The organism is Pseudomonas khavaziana, assembly GCF_036704165.1.
Lineage (GTDB): Bacteria > Pseudomonadota > Gammaproteobacteria > Pseudomonadales > Pseudomonadaceae > Aquipseudomonas > Aquipseudomonas khavaziana.
Genome location: NZ_CP129946.1, coordinates 5327833 through 5352481 on the forward strand (window position 1 = coordinate 5327833; position 24649 = coordinate 5352481).

Consider the following 24649-nt stretch of genomic DNA (forward strand, 5'->3'; position numbering starts at 1 on the left):
TCAAAGCCATCCACCCATCTCGAAAAGGCATGCCTAGTGATTTCTACCCGGCAACTGCGTTACTTCGTCGAAATCGCCGACAGCGGCAGCTTCAGCGCCGCCGCCGAGCGTCTGTTCGTGGCGCAATCAGCCTTGAGCCGGCAGATCAAGGAGCTGGAAAACCAACTGCAGACCCCCTTGTTCGAGCGTACCGCTCGCCAGCCTCGCCTGACGGCCGCCGGCGAAGCGTTTTATCCACGGGCACGCAACCTGCTGGGTGAGTTGCTCAAGGCCAGCGAGATGGCGACGCAGGTGGGCAATGGCCAACTCGGCACCTTGCGCCTGGGCCATTCGAGCACCGTGCCAATGAGCGGAGCGTTACTGCAGGGCATCAGCACTTGGCTGGAACGCTGCCCCGGTGTGTCGATGGATATCGTCAAACTTTCCTCCGAGGCCCAGTTGGAAGAAATCGCCGACGGTCGCCTGGACGTCGGCCTGTTGCGCTTGCCGGTGTTGCGCCAGCGCGAAGGGGTGCGCGTGGTGCCTTTGTACACCGAGCCGTTGGTGTTGGCGGTGCCGCCGAATCACCCCTTGGCACACAGCGCCACACCGGTGGAATTGGCCCGGCTCAAGGACGAAGCATTTATCTCGATCCCCCATCCCCAACGTGGCGGGCTGAGTTATCTGTCGGCAGAGCTATGCATGCGCGCCGGTTTTTTCCCCAGGGCGGCGCGGGTGATGTCTCGCAAGACTACGCAGTTGCAATTGATCCAGGCCGGCTTCGGCATTGCCTTGCTACCCAAGTCCATGCAGGACATCGCCCCTGCCAATCTGCACTTGCTGCCCCTGGCCGACCCGGACTGTCACAGCACCGTCGCCTTGGCCTGCGCGCCACGGCAGAGCACGCTGGTGGAGCAATTCTGTCAAACCCTGCACGAATGCCTATAAACTGCCGCCCATGATTAAAGATCCCTTTGCCCGCCTGGGCCTGGACCGCGAAGTCCTGACTGTCAGCCAGCTCAACGGCCGTGCGCGGGTGTTGCTGGAAGACGTGTTCACCAATATCTGGGTTGAAGGCGAGATCTCCAACCTCGCCCGCCCGGCCTCCGGCCATGTGTATTTCACCCTCAAGGACAGCGGTGCCCAGGTGCGCTGCGCGCTGTTTCGCAACAACGCGGCACGGGTACGCCAGGCGTTGAAGGACGGCCTGGCGGTCAAGGTGCGCGGCAAGGTCTCGCTGTTCGAGGGCCGTGGTGACTACCAGCTGATTCTCGATACGGTGGAACCTGCCGGTGATGGCGCGCTGCGCCTGGCCTTCGATGCGCTGAAAGAGAAGCTCAGCGCCGAAGGGTTATTCAGCGCCGAGCGCAAAGTCCCACTGCCGGCGCATCCACAAAAGATCGGCATTATCAGCTCGCCGACCGGTGCGGTGATCCGCGACATCATCAGCGTGTTCCGCCGTCGGGCACCGAACATTGAGCTGACCTTGATCCCCACCGCCGTGCAGGGCCGCGAAGCGATCCCGCAGATTGTGCGCGCATTGAAACTGGCCGACGCGCGTGGCTTCGACGCGTTGATCCTGGCCCGTGGTGGCGGCTCGCTGGAAGACCTCTGGTGCTTCAACGAGGAGGCGGTGGCCCGAGCCGTGGACGCCTGCGTCACGCCCATCGTCAGTGCCGTCGGGCATGAAACCGATGTATCGATCAGCGACTTCGTGGCGGACGTGCGTGCGCCGACGCCATCCGCCGCCGCCGAGCTGCTCGCACCGGACGCCAGCCACTGGGTGCGCCAAGTGGATAACCTGCACCGTCGCCTGGTGATGCTGATGCGCAATCGGTTGGCCCACGACCGCCTGCGCCTGGAAGGCATGGCCCGGCGCCTGCGTCACCCGGGCGAGCGTTTGCGCCAACAGGCCCAGCGCCTGGACGACCTGGACATGCGCCTGCGCCGTGCTTTTGAGCGCAGCCTCAATACCCGTCGCGAGCGCCTGATCCGCCTGGAAACCCGCCTCGCCGGCCAGCATCCGGGCCGCCAATTGGCGCTGTTGCGCCAGCGCCTGGACAGCCTCGCCGAACGCCTGCCCCGTGCCATGCGCGAAGGTCTCAAGGCGCGGCGCCTGCAGCTGCAAAGCCAGGTGCAGACGTTGCAGGTGGTCAGCCCGCTGGCGACCCTGGGGCGTGGCTACAGCATCCTGCTCGACGAGCGCGGCCAGGCCATTCGCAATGCCGCACAAACCCACACCGGCCAGCGCCTGACCGCGCGTCTCGGTGACGGCCAATTGCAAGTGCGGGTGGAAGACAACCATCTGACACCCGTTACCCTTTCGCTACTGGATTGATCGATGCCACGTCTATTGAGCTTGTTGCTGCTGCTGTGCCTTGCCGTTAACGCCCAGGCTGACAGCTATATCACCCGCACCCTGAACAAACCGGTACCGGGTGGCGTGGCGGTGGTCGAACTGGGCCCGGCCGCCACGGCGCCGAAGGCCACCTACCAAGGTAAGCCGGTGCTGGTGGTCAAGGAGCAGGACAACTGGCTGGCGATTGTCGGCATCCCATTGACGGTCAAGCCTGGTAATGAGCGCATCAGCAGCGGCGGGCGCAACTTGCCGTTTGTGGTCGGCTATAAAAAGTATCCAGAACAGCGCATCACCTTGAAAAACAAAAGCCAGGTCAATCCCGCCCCCGCGCAACTCAAGCGTATCGAAGCGGAACTGGCCGTGCAGCTCAAGGCGTACCGCAGCTTCAGCCCTAACCTGCCAAGCAATCTGGTGCTGGACAAACCGGTCAATGGCCCGCTGTCGAGCAAGTTCGGCGTGCGTCGTTTCTTCAACGGTGAAGAACGCAATCCGCATTCAGGCCTGGATTTCGCCGTGCCGGCCGGTACGCCCATCAAGACGCCGGCGAACGGTAAGGTGATCCTGGTCGGCAACTACTTTTTCAACGGTAATACCGTGTTCGTCGACCATGGCCAGGGCTTTATCAGCATGTTCTGCCATATGTCGAAGATCGATGTGAAAGTGGGCCAGCAACTGGTCCGCGGTGCAGTGGTGGGCAAGGTCGGCGCCACCGGCCGAGCGACCGGGCCGCATATGCATTGGAATGTCAGCCTTAACGATGCCAGGGTCGACCCGGCAATTTTTATCGGCGCATTTCAGCCTTAACAGCCATGCCTGGGCGCCTTCCCCTGCGCGCCCTTCTCTCTCGCCTAGCCTGACCTGCACCGATTTCGCTGCAATACGCTCGCTCCTGCTTACATTTGCAGCAGGAACCAACGGATGGTCGATACGCACCCAACCTACGCGTTACCGGGAGCGTAACGACGATATAAACAGCCCATTCATCCTGCGAGTGCCCGCTTATGCCTATTTTTCTCGAGGCTGCTCCGCGCAGCCCCTTTAACGCCTTTTCTCATCCCGCTCTCGACAAATCCGGCGTCCATCCTCCAGCCGATACACATCTACCTACGTCCTCGCCGCCAGCGGCCTTGAGTTATGCGCCAGACGATCTGACGCTGCCCACGTCTTCGGGCATTGCCCCCGTTGGTGTGCATTACCCCAAGCTAGTGAAGCAGTTCAACGTCAGTCACCAGCGTGCGTTCCTTACCCAGCACGACAGCCTTACGCAAGATATGCAGCGCCTGCAAAACGAACAACCGACTTTCAAGGCCTTTGTGCAAGCGCAACTTGAACAGGCCTTTCCAGACCTGCGCCCCCTTGATGCCGACACCATCAGTTTCAACCGCTACAGCAGCGATGGCGACGAGGAAACACCGCTGTCATCAGAACCTCTGATGAAGGCCCTCGGTGAACAGGTGCGCAACATCCTGGCCAACCCGAATAAGCTCCTGCACGCAGAGCGCAAGGTACGCACCGAATTCACGACGCGCCCCACGCCTGCCGATGAGCCCCAGACGCTGAGTACCTCCAGCACATTGCAATCGATTGCCCGCGCCATTGCCACGCAATATCCGGCTTACCTCCAGGCGTTCTGGAGTACGCCGCGGCTGACGCCAATGGACGCACAGATCCAGGACATCCTGAATACCCCGCAAACGCCGCAAGTGCCGCAAGACCAACTGCTGAGCCTGCACAAACAACAGCTGTCGACCCTGGCCGCACTGCGTGTCAGCGATGGCACCCTGAGCCCGGCCAGCAAACGCTTGATTGATAGCGCCCTGCAATACCCGACGTTGGCCGAGCGGGAACGTCAATTTCCCAATGGCGAACGCCCTGGCGTTTACCCCATCACGCTGGATGACGGCAGCGAAAACGGCACCATGTTGGCGGGCAGTTTCCTCATCACCAGCACCGACGGCTCCGCCGCCGCCCCGCCAACCTGGTCAAAAGAAGGCCGGCGCCTCGCACTCAACGACCTCAACGGCCCCGTCGTGCTGTATACCCCCGGCGAAGGTTTCGAGGAGTTTGCTACCCCGGCGCAGGCACGCCAGGCGTTGGCTGCGCGCCTTGACCAGGGCGGGATAGATGCTGAACTGCTGCTGCAAACTGCGTCGCTGTCGATACAAGACCGACCCGATGTGCCTTCAGGCGATGACCTGATGCGCAGTGTTGAACCCTTAAGCGGGGATGTGCTGGCAGAGGCAATCGCCTTGATGCTCAAACGCCAGGAGGCGCAAATCAACGCACGCCTGGCCCAGGCATTGGCACCGCCAGCCAATGGCACCCGCAGCAACGCCTTGCTGGCCCCTGCGGCAATGCAAAGCCTCGATGACGCGGCAGACGCACTCTTTGTATTCGATGGCAGCAATGCCATGCTGGCACGCGACGCCAAGCTGGCCGAAAAACTGCAACCTCAATGGCTGAAAAGCCTCGACCCGGATCAAGAAGCGCTCTACGAAAAGCTGGAACATGCCGAGCAGGAAAGTTCGAGCCAACTGGCCTCACTGCTGAAAAAGATCCCATCCCTGGCGGATTTTTCCCGGGATCGGTTGAATCAAGCGCTCAGCCAGCAGTATCCGACCGCACAGCTGAACGCGGACCAACTGATGGTGCGGGTCGATACCCGCACAACCCTTCACAGCGGCCGCGGCAGTGGCCCAAGGACAACGTTCCCCGCACAGCGCTCCGTGTCCCTGACCGACCTGGCCTTGCAAAACCCCAGCGGTTTTCCAGCCGTCGAACGAGGCCTATCCACCCATACAACCCTGAGGCTGGCGTTGGTCGACACCCAAGGCCAGCCTATCCTCAATGCCAAAGGCGAGCAGGTCATCCTCGATACCGAAGCGCTTAAAGAACTGGTCAACACCACGGATGTAGGCGGCGAATACACCAAGCTGCTTGAGCAGGAGCTGGCGACTGACACCACGTCGGGGGCCTCTGCCCAAGTGCGCACCGCCTGGAAAGCCAACCTGAACGACCTGATGGCCAAGGAAGCGTTTCTCGCCCAACTCAATCCTGATGCGTATCAGGTCGAGGCCAGCCAGGACAAATCTACCAAACGCGCTGCGCAGTGGGTCGCAGCAGTCATGGACTATCCCGACCCGGCCAGCCGCCCCCAGGTGGACGGCAAAGACATCGTCGCCAACAGCCTCATGCAATACGGTTTACCTGTGCAGGGTGTGCTCGTGATCGGCAATCAGGTGGATTCATCACTGGTGCTATACGCACCAGATGCGCCCGACGGCGTTGTATTTCGTGAAGTCGCAGACCAGGCCGCACTGAACACACTGCTGAACAAAGATGAGTGGATTGCTTATACCGCCCGTAGAAAATCACCGGTGAATAAAGATGACTTTATCTCGTTCATCGAGACCGCCAATAAGAGCCTGGTCAACCCTCTGACGATCAAGAATCCCCTTGAAATGATCAGCCTGTTCGTCCAGGCGCTCAAGCTCAAAGGCGGTGATACGACCCTCGAACCGGTAACGGGCAATGTCGAGGATCACCTGTACAAGCAACATGTACAGTTGGTGATAGACAAGGCCGATTACCAATCCGTCAGCAGTGCCGAGGTAGCGGCCCAGTCGAAAATCAACAAAGTCGAGTTCGGCATTGAAGTGGGCATGCTGTTGCTGGACCTGGTGCCGATACTCGGCAAAGGCCTGTCCGCTGGCGTGCGCCTGGGCAAAGCGGCGATGACTGCACTGCGCGCCAATAGCCGACTCCTGCCACACCTGATCAGAAGTCCCGGCCTGGGCCGTGGGATCTACGCTGACTTTACCTTGGCTGCAGCGCGTATCCCCAACCTTCGCGCTGCGCCAATGCGACCGGTATTCAGTGCGTCAACAACTGCCGGCACCAACCCGATACGCCCTGGGGCCAGGGCACTGCCTGCGCCAGCCGGCTCCGGCTCCGCGCCCGCTATCGCCTCTACCAGCGCAGCCGTGGAGCGCGGGCTTGTGCAGACATCGCCGCTGGTAGCCGCCCCAAGCCGCGACCTGAGCGCCTACGCCATGCCCAACGATATAATCCGGGGCCGCACGTTAGGGACCAACGGTACCTACAATGTCGACAACGATTGGTACATCCGCTTCACAGACAATACTGGCGTGAGCAAGGTTTACCAGATCGATTCGGCCTTTCACGCCAGCAGTGGATACGCCAATATCATCGACCCCAATGCTCCGGTGACGGCGAGCAAGAGCAGCAGGATCGTGGCTTCGGTGCAACACGCAGGCAACGGTGAATGGCGCCTGAATCGATTGCCTGGAGGGGCACCGACACCGGTTTCAAGCACATCGGGAACAGAATCAGTAGAAGCGACAACATCGTCGTCGCAAGCGTCCGCCAAGAAGTTAACCGAATCCGAATATTTCAGCCTCACTAACGGCAGCTTGGTCGAACAGCACTTTACCCCCACAAAACTGCCGGTGTTCAGGACCTGGTTCAGGCGCGACATGGCGAGGTTCTACCGAAACATACTCACTCCTGGCCAAATGCCTCCTCGCCCGCCTCGACTGGAGCTTTCACCCGGCACGTCGCCAGCGGATCTTTTGCGCAAGGCCTATGAAGTCACCGACGTGGTGGTATTGGGCGAGTCTCACAGAGACATCGCCAGTTTCCAGATGATCAAAGAAGCTATGCCGACCCTGAAAGAGGCAGGCGTCACCACCCTGTATCTTGAGAACATGGAACTCAACGCCTTAAAGCAGCTTAATGACGTCGGCATGGGTGCTCACCGGCCGGCAGGCGCGTCTCCCACGCTCAACGAACTGATCAAACTCGCCAATGACAATGGCATCACCGTCAAGCCCCTTGAACATCACTACTTGACTCGCCGATCGGATATGCCCGATTTCTACAAGTACGTCGGAGACAATGACAACGGCATTACACGCCTGCAGGAGTTCAACTACTTCGCGACCCGTGTCATACAAAGGCGCAAGCCCGGTGAAAAGGTGCTTGCTTTAGTAGGCAGGGCCCATATGAATACGGCTCGCAACGTGCCGGGCCTGGCAGAAATGAATGGCGGCATAGGCATAGGTGTGTACCCGAATACTTCATTCTCCAAGAGCACGGCCATCAGCGGCCCATCCATCCGCAGGGACCCTGGGGCCGGAGTAACGGGCAGCCATACCGTAGGGGATTATCAGGTTTTCCAGCAAGTGACCTGAATGCCTTAGTCGCGCTCGATTGACGCAGTGGTGAGCCGATCACCATTGCGTTGCTCGACCTGAGCTGTGCGACAAAACCTCCACTATAATAATTGCGCCCCGCTCAAAAGCTCCGCAACAGAGTTAAACATATACAAAGATATGCGCAATAAATCATCTTGAAATTCGGTTCAGTCAGAAAATCTATCAATTTTTTCTGATCACTTGCCATCTCTTCTGCCCACGGTTAGGGTTGGGCTTATGAAAACCTCTCACACCCTCATTCAGCTTCGCCAGCACCGCAGCCTGTGCCTCGTCAGCGCACGACTGCCAGGCTGAATCGATCTGCCTCGCCCCAAGCTTTATCCCCAATAACAGTTCCATGGCAGGCCGCCTCTTCTCGGCCCCTACGCAAAGGATTCCCCGATGAGCATGCTCAAAGACCCGTCTTCCAAATACCGCGCGTTCCCGACTATCGATATCCCGGACCGCACCTGGCCCTCGAAGACCATCACCACCGCGCCGATCTGGTGCAGTTCCGACCTGCGCGATGGCAACCAGTCGTTGATCGAGCCAATGGACGCCGCGAAAAAATTGCGCTTTTGGAAGACCCTGGTCGCGGTTGGCGTAAAGGAAATCGAAGCCTCTTTCCCGGCCGCCTCGCAAACCGATTTCGACTTCGTGCGCACCCTGATCGAAGACAACCACATCCCCGAGGACACCACCATCCAGGTGCTGACCCAGGGGCGTGAAGACCTGATCGCCCGCACCTTTGAATCCCTGCGCGGCGCCAAGAAGGCCATCGTGCACTTGTACAACGCCACGTCACCGTCGTTTCGCCGCATTGTGTTCAACCAGGACAAGGACGGCATCAAGGCCATCGCGGTCAACGCGGCCAAGCTGTTTGTCAAATATGCTGCCCAGCAGCCGGAAACCCAGTGGACCTTCGAATACTCCCCGGAGACCTTCAGCGCGACCGAACTCGAGTTCGCCAAGGAAGTCTGCGACGCAGTGATCGAAGTGTGGAACCCGACGCCCGAGCACAAGATGATCCTCAACCTGCCGGCCACGGTTGAATGCGCCACGCCGAACATCTATGCCGACCAGATCGAATGGTTCGGTCGCCATATCAACCGTCGTGACAGCGTGATCATCAGCCTGCACACCCACAACGACCGCGGCACTGGCGTAGCCGCCACCGAGCTGGGCCTGATGGCCGGGGCCGACCGCGTCGAAGGCTGCCTGTTCGGCAACGGCGAGCGTACCGGCAACGTCGACCTGGTGACCGTGGCGCTGAACCTTTACACACAAGGGGTTAACCCCGAGCTGGACTTCTCCGACATCGACGGCGTGCGCAAGGTCGTCGAAGAGTGCAACCAGATTCAGGTGCACCCGCGTCACCCGTATGTGGGCGACCTGGTCCACACCGCGTTCTCCGGCTCCCACCAGGACGCGATTCGCAAGGGCTTCGCCCAGCAGAAAGACGATGCCTTGTGGGAAGTGCCCTACCTGCCAATCGACCCGGCCGACATTGGCCGCAGCTACGAAGCGGTGATCCGGGTGAACAGCCAGTCGGGCAAAGGCGGCATCGCCTACCTGCTGGAGCAGGAATACGACATCAGCTTGCCGCGTCGCATGCAGATCGAATTCAGCCAGGTAGTCCAGGCCGAGACTGACCGCGTTGGCCTGGAAATGACCGCACCGCAGATCTACGCCTTGCTGCAGCGTGAGTACCTGCAAGCCAACACGCCGTATGCATTGGTCAGCCATCGCCTGCAGGAAGAGAACGGCAACAGCTTTGTCGAAGTAGAAGTCTCTGGCAAAGGCCAGGGCGAAACCAACCTGCACTGGAAAGGCAAAGGCAACGGTGCGCTGGAAGCCTTGGTGGCTGGCCTGCCGATTGGCGTAGAAATCATGGACTACAACGAGCATGCGATCGGTGCAGGCACCAACGCCAAGGCGGCAGCCTACATTGAACTGCGTGTGAACGGCGAGCGTCCGGTGCATGGTGTGGGTATCGATGAGAACATCACCACCGCCAGCTTCAAGGCGCTGTTCAGTGCGCTGAACCGTTCGTTGAGCCAGTTGGAAGCCAAAGCGGCGTAATCAGCTGCTGAAATGTGAAAGGCCCCTGGGTGTGAATCCAGGGGCCTTTTTTACTTTGGGGTTATGGTGGTGCTGATGGCCCCATCGGGAGCAAGCCCCCTCCCACATTTGAATGTATTCGCAAATCAAAGTGGGAGGGGGCCTGCTCCCGATAGCGGTCTATCAGACAAACTGAAAGCTATCGGCATCCAGATTCGCCGGGAACCGGGTGCGATAAGCAGACAACTCGGCCGCATCCAGGATTACCTGGAACACTCCATCCGCCTCCCCTGCACTGAGCAAGGTTTCACCCTGGAAATCCAGCACTTGGCTGTCACCTGTATAGGCAAAGCCTTTGCCGTCCGTGCCCACCCGATTCACCGCCGCCACATAGCACAGGTTTTCAATCGCCCGCGCCGGTAACAACCGGTTCCAGTGTTGACGCCGCGCACCGGGCCAATTGGCGGTGTACAGCAGCAGGTCAGTGTCCTGGGCATCCCGGCTCCATACCGGGAAGCGCAGGTCGTAGCAGATCAGCGGACGAATACGCCAGCCCTTCAACTCAAACTGCACCTGGCGCTCGCCGGGGGTGTAGTGATCGTGTTCGCCGGCCATGCGGAACAGGTGGCGCTTGTCGTAATGCAACACCTCGCCATCCGGCCTGGCCCACAGCAAGCGGTTGCGATGGCTACCATCGGCGGCCTGGATAATCACGCTACCGGTGATCACCGCGTTGTACCTGGCCGCCTGCGCCTGGAGCCAATGATGCGTCGGGCCGTTTTCAGGCTCGGCCAGGGCGGCCGACTCCATGGAGAAACCGGTGGTGAACATTTCCGGCAGCACGATCAAGTCGGCGCCATTGGCTTGCTCCAGCAGCAGTTGAAAATGCTCGAGGTTGGCCTGGCGGTCATGCCATACCAGGCTGGTCTGGATCAGGGCGATGTTGAGGTTCGGTAGTGCACTCAGATCACGCATAGTTTTTCCGCCGCCTGTTGCAGCGTCTCCTCGCGTTTGGCAAAGCACAAGCGCACCAGGCGCTGGCCTTGGGGTGGGTGCTGGTAGAACACCGAGACCGGAATGGTTGCCACGCCGTGTTCGCGGGTCATCCACAGCGACATGGCAACGTCATCCAGGTCTGGCCGTATCTGCGAGTAATCCACCAGTTGGAAGTAAGTGCCGGCCACCCGGGTAAAGCTGAAGCGCGACGGTGCCAGCAGGTCGCAGAACAGGTCGCGCTTGGCTTGGTAAAACGCCGGCAGTTCTTCAACGTGCTCCGGGTGCTCGGCCATGAAGTCTGCCAAAGCGTACTGCAAAGGGGTCACGCCGCAGAAGTTGACATATTGATGCACCTTGCGCAGTTCGGCGCTGAGGGCCGGGGGAGCGACCACGTAGCCGGTTTTCCAGCCGGTTACGTGATAGGTCTTGCCGAAGGAGCTGACCACGAACGCACGCTGATACAACTCTTGGTGGGACAATACGCTGACATGGGGCACACCGTCGAACACCAGGTGTTCGTAGACCTCATCGCTGACCAGGTAGATATCGCGGTCGCGGATCAGTTCGGCCAACTGGTCCAGCTCGGCACGGCTGATCAGTGCGCCAGTCGGGTTATGGGGCGAGTTGATGATGATCATGCGGGTGCGCGGTGACAGCGCCGCCTTGAGCTTCTCGAAATCGAGGGCAAAGCCGTCCAGGCTCAGTTGCACGTGCACGCAACGACCACCGGCCAGCTCCACCGAGGGCTCATAGCTGTCGTAGCAGGGGTCGAACACGATGACTTCATCGCCATTGCGAATCACCGCCTGGATCGCGCAGAAGATCGCCTCGGTGGCGCCAGGGGTGATGGTCACCTCGCTGTCGGCATTGACCGTGGCGCCATAGCTGCGAGCGACCTTGGCCGCCACTTGCTGACGCAGCACCGGCAGGCCCGTCATCGGCGCGTATTGGTTATGACCCAGGGCGATATGCCTGCCCACTCCATCGAGCAAACCTTGCGGGCCATTGAAATCCGGGAAACCCTGGGACAGGTTGAGCGCGCCGGTTTCAGCAGCGAGTTGCGACATGGTGGTGAAAATGGTCGTGCCGACGTTCGGCAGCTTGCTGGTGATCATCGGAGGCCCCTGCAGGTGAGCCCCAAGTTTTAAGCTGCCAATTGCATCGGGTCAAGGCAGAAACCGTCGCGCATAAAAAAAGGGCTCCAAAGGAGCCCTCTCTTGCAGCTTGTCGCTTACCACTCAAAGCTGCCGTTATTTCTTGTCGCGGCGCTTCTTGTCGGCCTTCTTGTGGTGAGTCATCAAACGACGCTTCTTGTTCACCTGACGGTCGGTCAGCGTGTTCTTGTTGCCTTCGTATGGGTTCTCGCCACCCTTGAACTCGATACGGATCGGCGTACCGACCAGCTTCAAGACACGGCGGTAGGTGTTTTCCAGGTAACGCACGTAGGACTTGGGCACCTTCTCGATCTGGTTACCGTGGATCACGATAATCGGCGGGTTGGCACCACCCAAGTGGGCGTAACGCAGCTTGATCCGACGGTTGTTGACCATCGGCGGGGCATGCTCGCCCACGGCGTCTTCGAGGATCTGGGTCAGGCGGTTGGTCGGCCAGCGGGTGACCGCAGACTTGAACGAGTTCTGTACGGAGGCGTAGAGGTTGCCCACGCCGGTACCGTGCAGTGCCGAGATAAAGTGGATATCGGCAAATTCAACGAAGAACAACCGACGCTGCAGCTCGATCTTGACGAAATCGCGCTCGCTCGGCGTCATGCCGTCCCATTTGTTGATCGCGATCACCAGGGCCCGACCGGCTTCCAGGGCAAAGCCCAGCAGGTTGAGATCGTGGTCTACCACGCCTTCGCGGGCATCCATCACGAAGATCACCACGTTGGCGTCTTTGATCGCCTGCAGCGTCTTGACCACGGAGAACTTTTCAACTTCTTCGTGGATCTTGCCGCGCTTGCGCACACCGGCGGTGTCGATCAGCGTGTACTTCTCGTCGTTACGCTCGAACGGGATGTAGATACTGTCGCGTGTAGTACCGGGCTGGTCGTAGACGATAACGCGGTCTTCACCGAGCATGCGGTTGACCAGCGTCGACTTGCCGACGTTCGGGCGACCAATGATGGCGATCTTGATACCGTCTTTTTCGCTCGGGCCAGGAATGCGCTTGGCTTCCTCGCCTTCGGCGACGATCTCCTCCTCGCCCTCTTCTTCCTCGACATCATCCTTGGGGAAGTCGCGCAGGGCGATTTCCAGCATCTGGGTGATGCCGCGACCGTGGGCACCGGCGACCGGGATCGCGTCGCCCAGGCCCATCGGGCTGAATTCGGCACGGGCCGCCTCAGGATCGATGTTGTCGATCTTGTTGGCGACCAGATAGGAACGCTTGTTGCGCTTGCGCAGGTGCTCGCCAATCATCTGGTCGGCAGCGGTGTAGCCGGCGCGGGCGTCAACCAGGAACAACACGACATCGGCTTCTTCAATGGCCAGCAGCGACTGCTCGGCCATCTTTTCGTCCATGCCATGCTCGTCACCGGAGATACCACCGGTGTCGACAATAATGTAGGAGCGCCCTTGCCACTTTGCCTCACCGTATTGGCGATCACGGGTCAGACCGGACAAGTCGCCGACGATGGCGTCGCGAGTCCTGGTCAGGCGGTTGAACAAGGTGGACTTGCCGACGTTAGGTCGGCCCACCAGGGCGATTACGGGAACCATGCGGCTCTCCACTTCGTTATTTCAGAAAATACAAAAGCCGCTGCAGGGCAGCGGCTGGTGCTCGGGGCGGCATTTGAAATGCCACATGCCCTGCTCTGGCACCACCACTGTAGGAGCGAGCTTGCTCGCGAAAAACCCAAGGACGACGCGTCTATCCAAAAAACCCGCGTTATCGTTGACGTCCTTCGCAAGCAAGCTTGCTCCTACAGCAACAGGCATTGAAACAGGGCCGCCTGGGGGGTTACCCCAAGCATAGTCAAACCTTTACTTGATGGTCAGGGCTTCCAGCGTGCCGCCGTTGCCATACACATAAAGCATGTTACCTACCACCAGCGGGCGTGCACGCAGGCCGTCGCTGTCGATACGCTGGCGACCTACAAAGCGACCGTCAACCTGACTCAGCAGGTGCAGGTAACCTTCGAAGTCACCTACCGCCACATAGCTGGAGAAGACTTCCGGTGCCGACAGTTGGCGGCGAGCCAGTGAGTCGTTGCTCCACAGTGCAGTGGTGGAACGCTCATCGACGCTTTCAACCGTACCTGAGGCCAGGCTCACATAGACGCTGCCAAACCCTTGTGCGACACCTGCGTAGCTGGAAGCATCACGCTGCCAGTTGACGCGGCCGCTTTGCAGGTCCAACGCGGCAACACGGCCTTGGTAGGTGGCGACGTAAAGGGTTTCGCCCGACAGCAACAAGCCGCCGTCGATGTCCACGACGCGATCCAGCTCGGAACGACCTTGCGGGATAGCCACACGGGTTTCCCAGGCCGGCACGCCGTTCTGGGTATTCAGGGCGACTACTTTACCGGTCGACAGGCCGGCAACGGCGAGGTTGTTGGTCACAATCGGACCACTGGTACCGCGCAGGGTCAACACCGCCGGGGTACTGTCGTACAACCAGCGCTGGTCGCCGGTGGAGGCCTCCAGGCCGATCACGCGGTCATCCTGGGTTTGTACCACGACGATATCGCCGTTGGTCGCAGGTGCCGAGAGCACTTCACTGGTCACGCGCGCGCGCCATTTCTCTTCGCCGGTGCTGGAGTCGAGTGCGACCACATCACCTTTGAGCGTGCCAATCAGCACCATGCCGTAGCCGACGCCCACACCACCGGAAACCGGCAGCTCGAGGTCTTTTTTCCACTTCACATCGCCATTCATGCGATCCATGGCAATGACGACGCCGGTGGAGTCGGTGGCGACGATGTTGTCGCCGTCGATGGCCGGCTGCAACAGGTTGTAGAGGTCGCCCTGACCATCACCGACGGAGCGGCTCCATTGCTTTTGCAGGACCACTTCTTCCTTGAAGCTGGTCAGCTCGGCAGGCGGCAGTTCTTTTTTACTGTTGCTGCTGCAACCCGCGGCCAAAACGGCCAGAGCCAGCAATGCTGCATGTTTCCAACGGATCACGTCACGCATCCCCTTTGGCCAAGTCGTCGAGCTTGATTTGTAAGCCACCGACCGCCGCTTCATCAGACAGCGCCGCCTTGGCTTTTTGGTACGCAGCATGGGCTTCGTCGGTACGACCCAATTGGACCAACAGGTCGCCCTTGAGCTCTTCGCGAGTGGCCACGAATGCCTTGTCAGCATCGCCGTCGAGCAGTTTGAGTGCTTCGTCAGCCTTGTTCTGTGCCGCCAATACCTGTGCCAGGCGCTGACGTGCGATTTCACCCAGGGTCGGGTTGGTCGGCTTGTCGGCAACGGCCTTCAGTTCGGTGGCGGCGTCATCCAGCTTGCCGGTGTCGACCGCGACTTTCGCGACGAACAGGCTACCGTACTGGGCGTAGGTGCTGCCGCCGAATTCGTTCTTCAGCTTGCCGGCCAGGTCTGCAACCTGCGCGGGGTCAGGCTTGCCGTCCGGCGTCAGGGTAGTTTCCAGCAATTGCTGATAAACGATCGAGGCGCCCTGGGACTGGTTGGCCTGATACTTGGTCCAGGCTTGCCAGCCGAACACCACCACTAACGCCAGCAGGCCGCCAGTGACCAGGGGCTTGCCGTTACGCTGCCACCAGTCCTTGAACTCGGCCAGTTGCTCATCATCAGTACTCGACACCCCAATACTCCTTAATCGCTAAATTCGGCTGTTCGACAGCTTCAACCCTGCACGATGCAGGTGGCCAAGTGCGCAGCGAGCGCATCAAAGGCAATGTTCTGTTGTTCGCCCTGGCCACGCAGGGGTTTGAAACCTATCACCTGCTGGGCCAACTCGTCATCGCCGAGGATCAGTGCATACAGCGCACCGCTCTTGTCGGCCTTCTTGAACTGGCTCTTGAAGCTACCGGCGCCGGCATTGATCTGCAGGCGCAGGTTCGGCAGTTGGTCGCGCACTTTTTCGCTCAAGGCCAGGGCAGCCAGTTCGGCGGCCTCGCCAAAGGCGCAAAGGTACACATCCACCTGACGGGAAATCTCTTCGGGAACCTGCTCGAGGGTCTCGAGCAGCAGGATCAGCCGCTCGATGCCCATGGCAAAGCCTACGCCGGTGGTCGGTTTGCCGCCCATTTGCTCGACCAGGCCGTCATAGCGACCACCGGCACATACGGTACCCTGGGCGCCAAGTTTGTCGGTGACCCACTCGAACACGGTCTTGCTGTAGTAATCGAGGCCGCGCACCAGCTTCGGGTTGATCACGTAGGGAATACCCGCGGCATCCAGGCGAGCCTTAAGACCCTCGAAGTGCACGCGGGATTCGTCGTCTAGGTAGTCGGCCATCTTTGGCGCATCGACCAGCACGGCCTGGGTATCGGCGTTCTTGGTGTCCAGCACACGCAACGGGTTGGTCTTCAGACGGCGCTGGCTGTCTTCGTCCAATTTGTCCAGGTGCGCTGACAGGTACTCGACCAGGGCTTCGCGATAGCGGCCCCGGGACTCGCTGGTGCCCAGGCTGTTGAGTTCGAGCTTGACCGCATCGCGGATGCCCAACTGGCCCCACAGGCGCCAGGTCAGCACGATCAGCTCGGCATCGATGTCCGGGCCGTCCAGGTTGAAAACTTCGCAACCGATCTGGTGGAACTGTCGATAGCGACCTTTCTGCGGGCGCTCGTGGCGAAACATCGGGCCGATGTACCAGAGCTTCTGCGTCTGGCCACCGCCGGTGATGCCATGTTCAAGTACGGCGCGCACGCACGCGGCAGTGCCTTCCGGACGCAGGGTCAGGGAGTCGCCGTTGCGGTCTTCGAAGGTGTACATCTCTTTTTCGACGATGTCGGTCACTTCACCGATGGAGCGCTTGAACAGCTCGGTGAACTCGACGATCGGCATGCGGATCTGCTTGTAACCGTAGTTATCCAACAGGCGCGCGACCGTGCTCTCGAAGTAGCGCCACAGTGGCGTCTGCTCCGGCAGGATGTCGTTCATGCCACGAATGGCTTGCAGAGACTTGCTCACATCAAATCCTTAAATTCGTTCAATCAGCCGCGAGCGATCAGCGCTGCGTCAGCGGCGACCTTCTCGGCCGCTTTCTCGCGGATCAGCTTTTCCAACTGATCCACCAGATTGTCATTCGTCAGTTTCTGCGACGGCTTGCCGTCAATGTAAATCAGGTTCGGCGTACCGCCGGTCAGGCCCACATGGGCTTCCTTGGCTTCGCCCGGCCCATTGACCACACAACCGATCACTGCCACATCCAGCGGCACCAGCAGGTCTTCGAGGCGCAACTCCAAATCGTTCATGGTCTTCACCACGTCGAAGTTCTGCCGCGAGCAGCTCGGGCAGGCAATGAAGTTGATACCACGGGAACGCAAACGCAGGGATTTGAGAATGTCGTAGCCGACCTTCACTTCCTCTACGGGGTCTGCCGCCAGGGAGATGCGGATAGTATCGCCAATCCCTTCGGCGAGCAGCATACCGAGACCCACGGCAGATTTCACTGTGCCTGAGCGCAAACCGCCCGCTTCGGTGATACCCAGGTGCAACGGCTGTACGATTTCCTTGGCCAGCAGGCGGTAGGCTTCTACGGCCATGAACACGTCGGAGGCCTTTACGCTGACCTTGAAGTCCTGGAAATTCAGGCGCTCAAGGTGCTCAACATGGCGCAGTGCCGACTCTACGAGCGCCGCCGGCGTCGGCTCGCCGTATTTTTTCTGCAGGTCTTTTTCCAGGGAACCGGCGTTGACGCCGATGCGGATCGGGATATCGCGATCACGGGCAGCATCCACCACGGCACGCACACGGTCTTCGCGACCGATGTTACCCGGGTTGATACGCAGGCAATCGACGCCCAACTCGGCGACGCGCAACGCGATCTTGTAGTCAAAGTGAATGTCGGCAACCAGCGGCACCTTGACCAGCTGCTTGATGCGGCCGAAAGCCTCGGCGGCATCCATGTCCGGTACGGAAACCCGCACGATATCGACGCCGGCAGCTTCCAGACGGTTAATCTGGGCCACGGTAGCTGCCACATCGTTGGTGTCGCTGTTGGTCATGCTTTGCACTGCAATGGGGGCATCGCCGCCCACCGGCACAGAGCCGACCCAGATCTTGCGCGATACGCGACGTTTGATTGGAGATTCGCCGTGCATGACTATTGTCCCAACTTGAGGCGAGCAGTCTCGCCACTGGTGAACGGCGCCACGTCTACAGGCTGGCCGTTGTAGGCCACTTGCGCGCCACGGGCAAAGCCCAGACGCAGCGTCAAAGGAGGCTTGCCGCCCTGGTCCAGCGTATCTCCCTTACGCTTCAAACCGCTGAACAGCACTTTGCCGTTGCCATCGGTGACCTGCGTCCAGCAGTCAGCGATGAAGGTAATCTGTACGCGCCCATCACCGGCGATCAACGCAGGGGTGGTGGGAGGCGACATCGCCGGCGCTGTCGGTGCGGCTGGCGCGGGGGTCGGGGTCGTTGGGGCAGGCGTCGCTGCGGCCGGGGCCTGGGCCACAGGCGCTGTCGGAGTCGCTGGAGCCGGTACAGCAGGCGTCGCAGCCGGTACCGTGGCGGTTTCTGGCACAGGCTGTTCAGCCGTAGCCGGCACTTGCGGCGTGGTTTGCCCTTCTGCAACGGCCTGGTCTTCCGGCTCATCCAGCGGATGAATCTGGGTAGTGCCGTCGGCGCTTTCGACTTCGACGTGTTCCATGGCGCTGCTGGTCAGGTCTTTGCTGCGCTGGGAAGCCTGGTCTTGCCACCAGACGAAACCGCCGCCAATCACGGCAATCAGCAGTAACAGGCTGACAATCCGCAAAATCGTATGGGAAACCCGTGTTGGTTCTTCGATGCGCCCCAGGCCGTGGACGTTACTGCCCTGGGAGTCGGTACCGGTGAACTGGTCGAATTCCTGCACCAGCACGGTCTGGTCGATCCCCAGCAATTTGGCATAGGCGCGGATATAGCCGCGGGCAAACGTGTGCCCAGGCAGCTTGTCGAACGCGCCGGCTTCCAGGTTGGCCAGGGATGTACTGGTCAAATTGAGCTTGAGGGCCACTTCCGCCAGCGACCAACCATTGCTTTCGCGGGCCTGACGCAAGGTTTCGCCTGGGTTTACGCGATTAGCTGCTACATCTTCCGGGTGCGCGGCTTTCATCATTGCTCCGACAGGTATTGCTGATATTCCGGCGTACCGGGATAGAGTCGTTCGAGTTGCTGGCCAAAACGTGCGGCCGTGTCGTGTTCTTCATGAACCGTCGCCAGGCGCACACCGAGCAATAGACTACGTGCATTTTGCCCGCTGAGCAGGCTAAAACGCTCGTAATAGTCTCGTGCCGGCACATAATGCCTGTCTTCGTAGGACAACTCAGCCATTTCGAGCAATGCCCGTGGCTGGCGGCTGTTCAGGTGCAAGGCTTTTTCAAGGTGCTGGCGTGCATTTTCACGCTGGCCGAGATGCATCGAGGTCACCCCGAGGTTCTCGAACACCCGCGAACGCTCCGGGTAAAGGGTATCGGCGGCGGCCTGCTGGAAATAGCGCGACGCCAGGTCATAACGCTTCTGCTCGAACAGGAAACTGCCGTAGTTGTTCAGCAGGCGTGGGTCGGCAGGGCGTGAAGCCAGGGCCTTGTGGAAATAGCGGTCGGCCAGTTCAGGCTCGGCCTGGGCCTGGAATACCTGGGCCAGTGCGGCATTGGCGTCGGCATCATCGTTATCCAGCTCAAGGGCCTTTTTCAACGGCACCTTGGCCTGCTCGCTCATGCCTTGGCGCAGGTACCCCAAGCCCAGCTGCACATAGGCAACTCGCGCCTCATCACGGCCTTTATCCGTTTGCAAAGGGCTGACATGGCCCGATGAAACGCAACCGGCCACAAGGCCGGTAACCAGTAAAAGCAGCGCAAGGCGCAAGGGCATAGAGGTCCTCTCTCAGATTCGATTCACAGCAATTTGCGGCAAATCTTCAGCGGCGTTAAGTTCGCGCACGGCGATATAACGTTCGCTGCGGCGGGTGCGATCCATCACCTGCCCTACCAATTGACCACAGGCGGCGTCGATGTCTTCACCACGGGTGGTGCGCACGGTGACGTTGTAGCCGGCCTGGTGCAGTTGATCCTGGAAACGACGGATAGCGTTGTTGCTCGGCCGCTCGTAGCCAGAATGTGGAAAAGGGTTGAACGGAATCAGGTTGATCTTGCACGGGGTGTTCTTGAGCAGTTCGATCATCTCGACCGCATGCTCGACCTTGTCATTGATGTCCTTGAGCATGGTGTACTCGATGGTCAACACGCGCTTCTCGCCCAGGGTCGCCATATAGCGCTGGCAAGATTCGAGCAACATCTTAAGCGGATACTTCTTGTTGATCGGCACCAATTGGTTACGCAATGCGTCATTGGGTGCATGCAGCGACAACGCCAGGGAGACGTCGATGTGCTTGGCCAGCTCATCGATCATCGGGACCACGCCGGAGGTCGACAGGGTTACGCGGCGCTTGGAGATGCCGTAGCCCAGGTCGTCCATCATCAGGTGCATGGCCGCAATCACGTTGTCGAAATTCAGCAGCGGCTCACCCATGCCCATCATCACCACGTTGGTGATGGCACGGTCGACGGTTGCCGGGACGCTGCCAAAGGATTTGTTGGCAATCCATACCTGGCCGATGACTTCGGCGGCGGTGAGGTTGCTATTGAAGCCTTGCTTGCCGGTGGAGCAGAAACTGCAGTCCAGGGCACAGCCTGCCTGGGACGAAACGCACAAGGTGCCGCGTTTGCCCTGGGGAATGTACACGGTCTCGACGCAACTGCCGGACGCCACGCGCACCACCCACTTACGGGTGCCGTCGCTGGAGATGTCCTCGCTGACAACCTCGGGACCACGCACCTCGGCAATGGCCTTGAGCTTGTCGCGCAGGGCCTTGCTGACGTTCGTCATGGCGTCGAAATCGTCGACGCCAAAGTGGTGAATCCACTTCATTACCTGACCGGCACGGAAACGCTTCTCCCCGATTGAGTCGAAGAATTTCTCCATTTCCGGCTGAGTCAGACCCAGCAGGTTGGTTTTAACAGTCGATGTAGTCATGGATTCACCCTCACTCTTTAAGCCGATGCTTAGCGAGCGGTTACTTCAGTAGCAGCGAAAAAGTACGAGATTTCGCGAGCAGCAGCGGCTTCGGAGTCCGAACCGTGAACAGCGTTGGCGTCGATGGATTCAGCGAAGTCAGCACGGATGGTGCCGGCAGCGGCTTCTTTAGGGTTGGTAGCGCCCATCAGCTCACGGTTCAGAGCGATAGCGTTTTCGCCTTCCAGTACCTGGACAACAACAGGACCGGAGATCATGAAGGCAACCAGGTCGCCGAAGAAGCCACGAGCGCTGTGCTCAGCGTAGAAGCCTTCAGCTTCAGCCTTGGACAGTTGCTTGAGTTTCGAAGCTACAACCTTCAGGCCGGCTTTTTCGAAACGAGTGGTGATCTCGCCGATGACGTTTTTTGCAACAGCGTCAGGCTTGATGATGGAGAAAGTACGTTGAACAGCCATGGTGTAACTCCAGAAACGGTAATTTACGAAAAATTAAACCCGCGAATTATACGCGGGTTATTGGGTATTGCCTAACTGCGTAAAAAGGCGGCTCAGTCTGCTTCTTCGATCCACAGGCCTTGAATCGCCTCCAGGACCTTTTCGCCACTCCGATCCGGGACGTCGTCAAAATCCGGCAGTTCCATTACGAGGTTGCGCAGCTTGACGAAGTTCACGGTAAGAGGATTGACCTCAGGGTGAGCTTCGGCAAGTTGTATAGCAATTTCTTGTACATCAACCCATTTCAGGCTCATGACAGTTCCTTGAATCAATGCGGCGCTTCGGCCGCATGGTTGAGCGAATATTTCGGAATCTCGACAGTGAGATCTTCGGTGCCGACCTTCGCCTGACAGCTCAGGCGCGACGTTGGCTCCAGGCCCCACGCCCGATCAAGATAATCTTCTTCAAGGTCATCGGCCTCGTTGAGGCTATTGAAACCTTTACGAATGATGCAGTGACAAGTGGTGCAGGCATTCACGCCGCCACAGGCACTTTCGATCTCGATGTGATTGTCATGGGCGACCTCAAGCAGGGACTTGCCGGTCTCAGCCTCCACAACCATGCCGTCCGGGCAATGCTCGGCGTGCGGTAGAAAAGTAACCTGCGGCATCAGTTATTCCTCGATTTCATTCAGGTTGCGCCCCGCCAGTGCGGCTTTCACCGTCTGATCCATGCGGCGGGCGGCAAAGGCATCTGTGACCTGCGACAAGCGCTTGGTCTGTTGCTCGATGGCATAACCATCGTTGCCTTTCATCAGTTCGGCCAACTCCTGCATCTGCAGGTCGATGACCATGCGTTCCTCGGCGTCCAGCAGGCGCTCACCGTCAGCATCCAAGGCCCCCTGCACCGCTTCGAGCAGGCGCTGGGCATCGACTTGCTGTTCGCGTAATACGCGGGCGACTTTGTCGTCACCGGCGTACTGGAACGAGTCCTTGAGCATCTTGGCGATTTCGCCGTCGGTCAGGCCGTAGGACGGCTTGACCTGGATGCTGGCCTCAACGCCCGAACCCAGCTCACGGGCCGCCACGCTGAGCAGGCCATCGGCGTCGACCTGGTAGGTCACGCGAATTTTCGCAGCACCGGCCACCATCGCCGGAATACCGCGTAACTCGAAGCGCGCCAGGGAGCGGCAATCGCTGATCAGCTCGCGCTCGCCCTGCAGCACATGGATCATCATGGCCGTCTGGCCGTCTTTGTAGGTGGTGAAATCCTGGGCGCGAGCGACGGGAATGGTGGTATTGCGTGGAATCACCTTCTCCATCAGGCCGCCCATGGTTTCCAGCCCCAGGGACAACGGGATCACGTCGAGCAGCAGCAGTTCGCCACCGTCACGCTTGTTGCCGGCCAGGGTATCGGCCTGGATCGCAGCGCCAATGGCGACCACTTGATCCGGGTCGATTTCAGTCAGCGGCTGGCGACCAAAGGCTTCGGCCACGGCCTCGCGCACGCGCGGTACGCGGGTGGAACCGCCGACCATGACCACCGCAGCCACGTCTTCCAGCTCGACACCGGAATCGCGCACGGCACGGCGACACGCCCTGAGGCTGCGAGCGACCATCGGCTCGATCAGCGCATCAAAAGCTTCGCGGGTCAGCTGCGCCGACCAGCTACCGTAGGAGACTTCAACAGAAGCGGCGTCAGTCAGTGCTTCCTTGGCGGCACAGGCTGTCTGCAGCAGATTACGCTGCGCGCCTGGATCCAGGTCGGCAGACAAACCGGCACTGGTGATGATCCAGCCTGCAATGGCATGGTCAAAGTCATCGCCGCCCAGGGCACTGTCGCCACCGGTGGCCAGCACTTCAAAGACGCCGCCGGTCAGGCGCAGGATTGAAATATCAAAGGTGCCGCCGCCCAGGTCATAGATAGCAACCAGGCCCTCAGCGTGCTGATCCAAGCCATAGGCTACAGCGGCGGCAGTCGGCTCGTTGAGCAGGCGCAGCACGTTCAGGCCGGCGAGCTTCGCCGCGTCCTTGGTAGCTTGGCGCTGCGCATCGTCGAAATACGCGGGAACGGTGATCACCGCACCGACCAGTTCGCCGCCCAAGGTGGTTTCCGCACGCTGGCGCAGCACCTTGAGGATATCGGCCGACACTTCCACCGGGCTCTTAGGCCCTTGGACGGTGTCGATGAACGGCATATGGGATTCACCGCCGACAAAGCGATAGGGCAGCTGGTCGCCCAATTGCTTGACGTCGGACAGACCACGACCCATCAAGCGCTTGACCGACAGAACAGTATTCAGAGGGTCGGAGGACGCGGCCAGCTTGGCCGATTCACCGACTTCGGTACGATCCGCGTGGTAACGCACGGCGGACGGCAGGATCACCTGGCCATCGGCGTCGGGCAGCGGCTCAGACAGGCCGCTGCGCAAGGCGGCGACCAGGGAATTGGTAGTGCCCAAGTCAATCCCGACCGCCAGGCGACGCTGGTGCGGTTGAGGGCTTTGGCCGGGTTCGGCGATTTGCAGTAGGGCCATGGTAATCAGGTCTTATCTGTCTATCAGGCGTGCATCACGGGCAGCACTGGGTTAATCGTCGAGGCGCTCTTCTAGCTGGCGCACTTCGTAGGTGAGCTTGTCGAGGAACTGCATGCGCCGCATCAGGCGTTCGGCCTGTTCGCGTTGCGCAGCATCATCCCAACAGGCTGCGAAGCTTTCGTTGAGCTCATCCTGGGCGGTTTTCAGACGGCGCTTGAAAACCGCGACGCCCGCCACATCGGCTTCGTCCTGCAAGTCTTCGAGCTCTTCGCGCCACTGCATCTGCTGCATCAGGAAGTCCGGATCGTGCACCGTGACTTCCAACGGCAACTCACCACCGTTCATCGCGAGCAGGTAACGCGCGCGTTTCGCAGGACTTTTGAGCGTCTGATAGGCTTCGTTGAGGCTGGCCGATTGCTCCAGGGCCTGGCGTTGTTCACGCTCGGAAGCGTCAGCAAAACGGTCCGGATGCACGCCACGCGCCAGTTCTCGGTAGCGCGTGGCAAGCTGATCGAGGTCCAGGCGAAAGCTCGGCTGCAGCTCGAATAAAGCGAAATGACAAGGAGTACCCACGAGTAGCCTCAGATGTTGAAGCTTTCGCCGCAGCCACATTCACCGCGCACGTTGGGGTTGTTGAACTTGAAGCCTTCGTTCAACCCTTCCTTGACGAAATCGAGTTCGGTGCCGTCCAGGTAGGTCAGGCTCTTAGGGTCGATGATCACTTTCTCGCCGTGACTTTCGAACACCTGGTCCTCTTCAACCACCTCGTCGACAAACTCCAGCACGTAGGCAAGGCCGGAACAGCCTGTGGTGCGAACACCCAGACGAATCCCCTCACCTTTACCGCGCCCATTCAGGGAGCGGCGAATGTGCTGCGCAGCCGCTTCTGTCATGCTGATAGCCATCGTTGACTCCTTACT

At 59.9% G+C, this 24649-nt stretch carries 22 protein-coding genes; 5 read left to right on the forward strand and 17 right to left on the reverse strand.

The features are described from left to right. Positions 1–36: 36 nt before the first annotated feature. The 4 genes from QYQ93_RS23865 to QYQ93_RS23880 all read left to right on the forward strand — a co-directional run bounded on the left by QYQ93_RS23865 (position 37) and on the right by QYQ93_RS23880 (position 7551). Complete coding sequence (locus QYQ93_RS23865; protein WP_043046831.1) at positions 37–927, forward strand: LysR family transcriptional regulator; 891 nt, start codon at positions 37–39, stop codon at positions 925–927. A 10-nt stretch (positions 928–937) separates the two neighbouring features. Continuing rightward, positions 938–2317, forward strand: coding sequence for an exodeoxyribonuclease VII large subunit (gene xseA / locus QYQ93_RS23870; RefSeq protein WP_043046830.1), 1380 nt, complete (start codon positions 938–940; stop codon positions 2315–2317). A 3-nt stretch (positions 2318–2320) separates the two neighbouring features. Beyond that, positions 2321–3142, forward strand: coding sequence for a M23 family metallopeptidase (locus QYQ93_RS23875; RefSeq protein ID WP_043046829.1), 822 nt, complete (start codon positions 2321–2323; stop codon positions 3140–3142). A 323-nt stretch (positions 3143–3465) separates the two neighbouring features. Continuing rightward, entirely contained in the window at positions 3466–7551 is a 4086-nt protein-coding gene (locus tag QYQ93_RS23880; protein WP_338475597.1) for a membrane-targeted effector domain-containing toxin, read from the forward strand. Between the two features lie 186 nt (positions 7552–7737). Here the strand turns inward: QYQ93_RS23880 and QYQ93_RS23885 are convergent, their stop codons facing one another. Continuing rightward, entirely contained in the window at positions 7738–7914 is a 177-nt protein-coding gene (locus tag QYQ93_RS23885) for a hypothetical protein (protein ID WP_235387797.1), read from the reverse strand. Positions 7915–7956: 42 nt separating this feature from the next. On the opposite strand from QYQ93_RS23885, the gene leuA reads away from it, so the two are divergent. Then, on the forward strand, positions 7957–9636 hold the full coding sequence (gene leuA, locus QYQ93_RS23890) for a 2-isopropylmalate synthase (protein ID WP_043046828.1): 1680 nt from the start codon (positions 7957–7959) through the stop codon (positions 9634–9636). Between the two features lie 162 nt (positions 9637–9798). On the opposite strand, the gene QYQ93_RS23895 is transcribed toward leuA, so the two are convergent. From QYQ93_RS23895 to iscA, 16 genes are all read right to left on the reverse strand, one after another. After that, on the reverse strand, positions 9799–10590 hold the full coding sequence (locus tag QYQ93_RS23895) for an amidohydrolase (RefSeq protein ID WP_338475598.1): 792 nt from the start codon (positions 10588–10590) through the stop codon (positions 9799–9801). Next, positions 10578–11726, reverse strand: coding sequence for a pyridoxal phosphate-dependent aminotransferase (locus QYQ93_RS23900; protein ID WP_338475600.1), 1149 nt, complete (start codon positions 11724–11726; stop codon positions 10578–10580). The genes QYQ93_RS23895 and QYQ93_RS23900 overlap by 13 nt, the downstream gene beginning before the upstream one ends. Before the next feature lie 135 nt (positions 11727–11861). Continuing rightward, positions 11862–13331: a ribosome biogenesis GTPase Der gene (der, locus tag QYQ93_RS23905; protein WP_005791167.1), complete on the reverse strand. Its 1470-nt coding sequence runs from the start codon at positions 13329–13331 to the stop codon at positions 11862–11864. A gap of 264 nt (positions 13332–13595) precedes the next feature. Beyond that, positions 13596–14747 carry an outer membrane protein assembly factor BamB gene (bamB, locus tag QYQ93_RS23910; protein WP_057013174.1) on the reverse strand — a complete coding sequence of 384 codons (1152 nt, stop codon included), beginning with the start codon at positions 14745–14747 and terminating at the stop codon, positions 13596–13598. Beyond that, positions 14740–15381, reverse strand: a complete 642-nt coding sequence (locus QYQ93_RS23915; protein WP_338475602.1) for a tetratricopeptide repeat protein — start codon at positions 15379–15381, stop codon at positions 14740–14742. The genes bamB and QYQ93_RS23915 overlap by 8 nt, the downstream gene beginning before the upstream one ends. 41 nt (positions 15382–15422) lie before the next feature. Beyond that, complete coding sequence (gene hisS / locus QYQ93_RS23920; protein WP_338475603.1) at positions 15423–16712, reverse strand: histidine--tRNA ligase; 1290 nt, start codon at positions 16710–16712, stop codon at positions 15423–15425. Positions 16713–16735: 23 nt separating this feature from the next. Further along, a complete protein-coding gene (gene ispG, locus QYQ93_RS23925; RefSeq protein WP_338475604.1) occupies positions 16736–17845 on the reverse strand; it encodes a flavodoxin-dependent (E)-4-hydroxy-3-methylbut-2-enyl-diphosphate synthase in 1110 nt (369 codons plus the stop codon). Between the two features lie 2 nt (positions 17846–17847). Next, positions 17848–18840, reverse strand: coding sequence for a RodZ domain-containing protein (locus tag QYQ93_RS23930; protein ID WP_043046821.1), 993 nt, complete (start codon positions 18838–18840; stop codon positions 17848–17850). Continuing rightward, the gene (pilW, locus tag QYQ93_RS23935; protein ID WP_043046820.1) at positions 18840–19598 is read right to left on the reverse strand and encodes a type IV pilus biogenesis/stability protein PilW; all 759 of its coding nucleotides are present in this window, start codon (positions 19596–19598) and stop codon (positions 18840–18842) included. The genes QYQ93_RS23930 and pilW overlap by 1 nt, the downstream gene beginning before the upstream one ends. A gap of 12 nt (positions 19599–19610) precedes the next feature. After that, positions 19611–20759, reverse strand: coding sequence for a 23S rRNA (adenine(2503)-C(2))-methyltransferase RlmN (gene rlmN / locus QYQ93_RS23940; protein WP_005791178.1), 1149 nt, complete (start codon positions 20757–20759; stop codon positions 19611–19613). A gap of 29 nt (positions 20760–20788) precedes the next feature. Further along, the gene (gene ndk, locus QYQ93_RS23945) at positions 20789–21214 is read right to left on the reverse strand and encodes a nucleoside-diphosphate kinase (RefSeq protein ID WP_003175956.1); all 426 of its coding nucleotides are present in this window, start codon (positions 21212–21214) and stop codon (positions 20789–20791) included. A gap of 92 nt (positions 21215–21306) precedes the next feature. Further along, a complete protein-coding gene (gene iscX / locus QYQ93_RS23950; RefSeq protein WP_338475605.1) occupies positions 21307–21507 on the reverse strand; it encodes a Fe-S cluster assembly protein IscX in 201 nt (66 codons plus the stop codon). A gap of 14 nt (positions 21508–21521) precedes the next feature. After that, complete coding sequence (fdx, locus tag QYQ93_RS23955; RefSeq protein ID WP_043046819.1) at positions 21522–21863, reverse strand: ISC system 2Fe-2S type ferredoxin; 342 nt, start codon at positions 21861–21863, stop codon at positions 21522–21524. Positions 21864–21866: 3 nt separating this feature from the next. Continuing rightward, positions 21867–23729 carry a Fe-S protein assembly chaperone HscA gene (gene hscA / locus QYQ93_RS23960; protein ID WP_124401839.1) on the reverse strand — a complete coding sequence of 621 codons (1863 nt, stop codon included), beginning with the start codon at positions 23727–23729 and terminating at the stop codon, positions 21867–21869. 51 nt (positions 23730–23780) lie between these two features. Further along, positions 23781–24302 carry a co-chaperone HscB gene (hscB, locus tag QYQ93_RS23965; RefSeq protein WP_043046817.1) on the reverse strand — a complete coding sequence of 174 codons (522 nt, stop codon included), beginning with the start codon at positions 24300–24302 and terminating at the stop codon, positions 23781–23783. Between the two features lie 8 nt (positions 24303–24310). Next, the gene (gene iscA / locus QYQ93_RS23970; protein WP_003209680.1) at positions 24311–24634 is read right to left on the reverse strand and encodes an iron-sulfur cluster assembly protein IscA; all 324 of its coding nucleotides are present in this window, start codon (positions 24632–24634) and stop codon (positions 24311–24313) included. Positions 24635–24649: the final 15 nt, after the last annotated feature.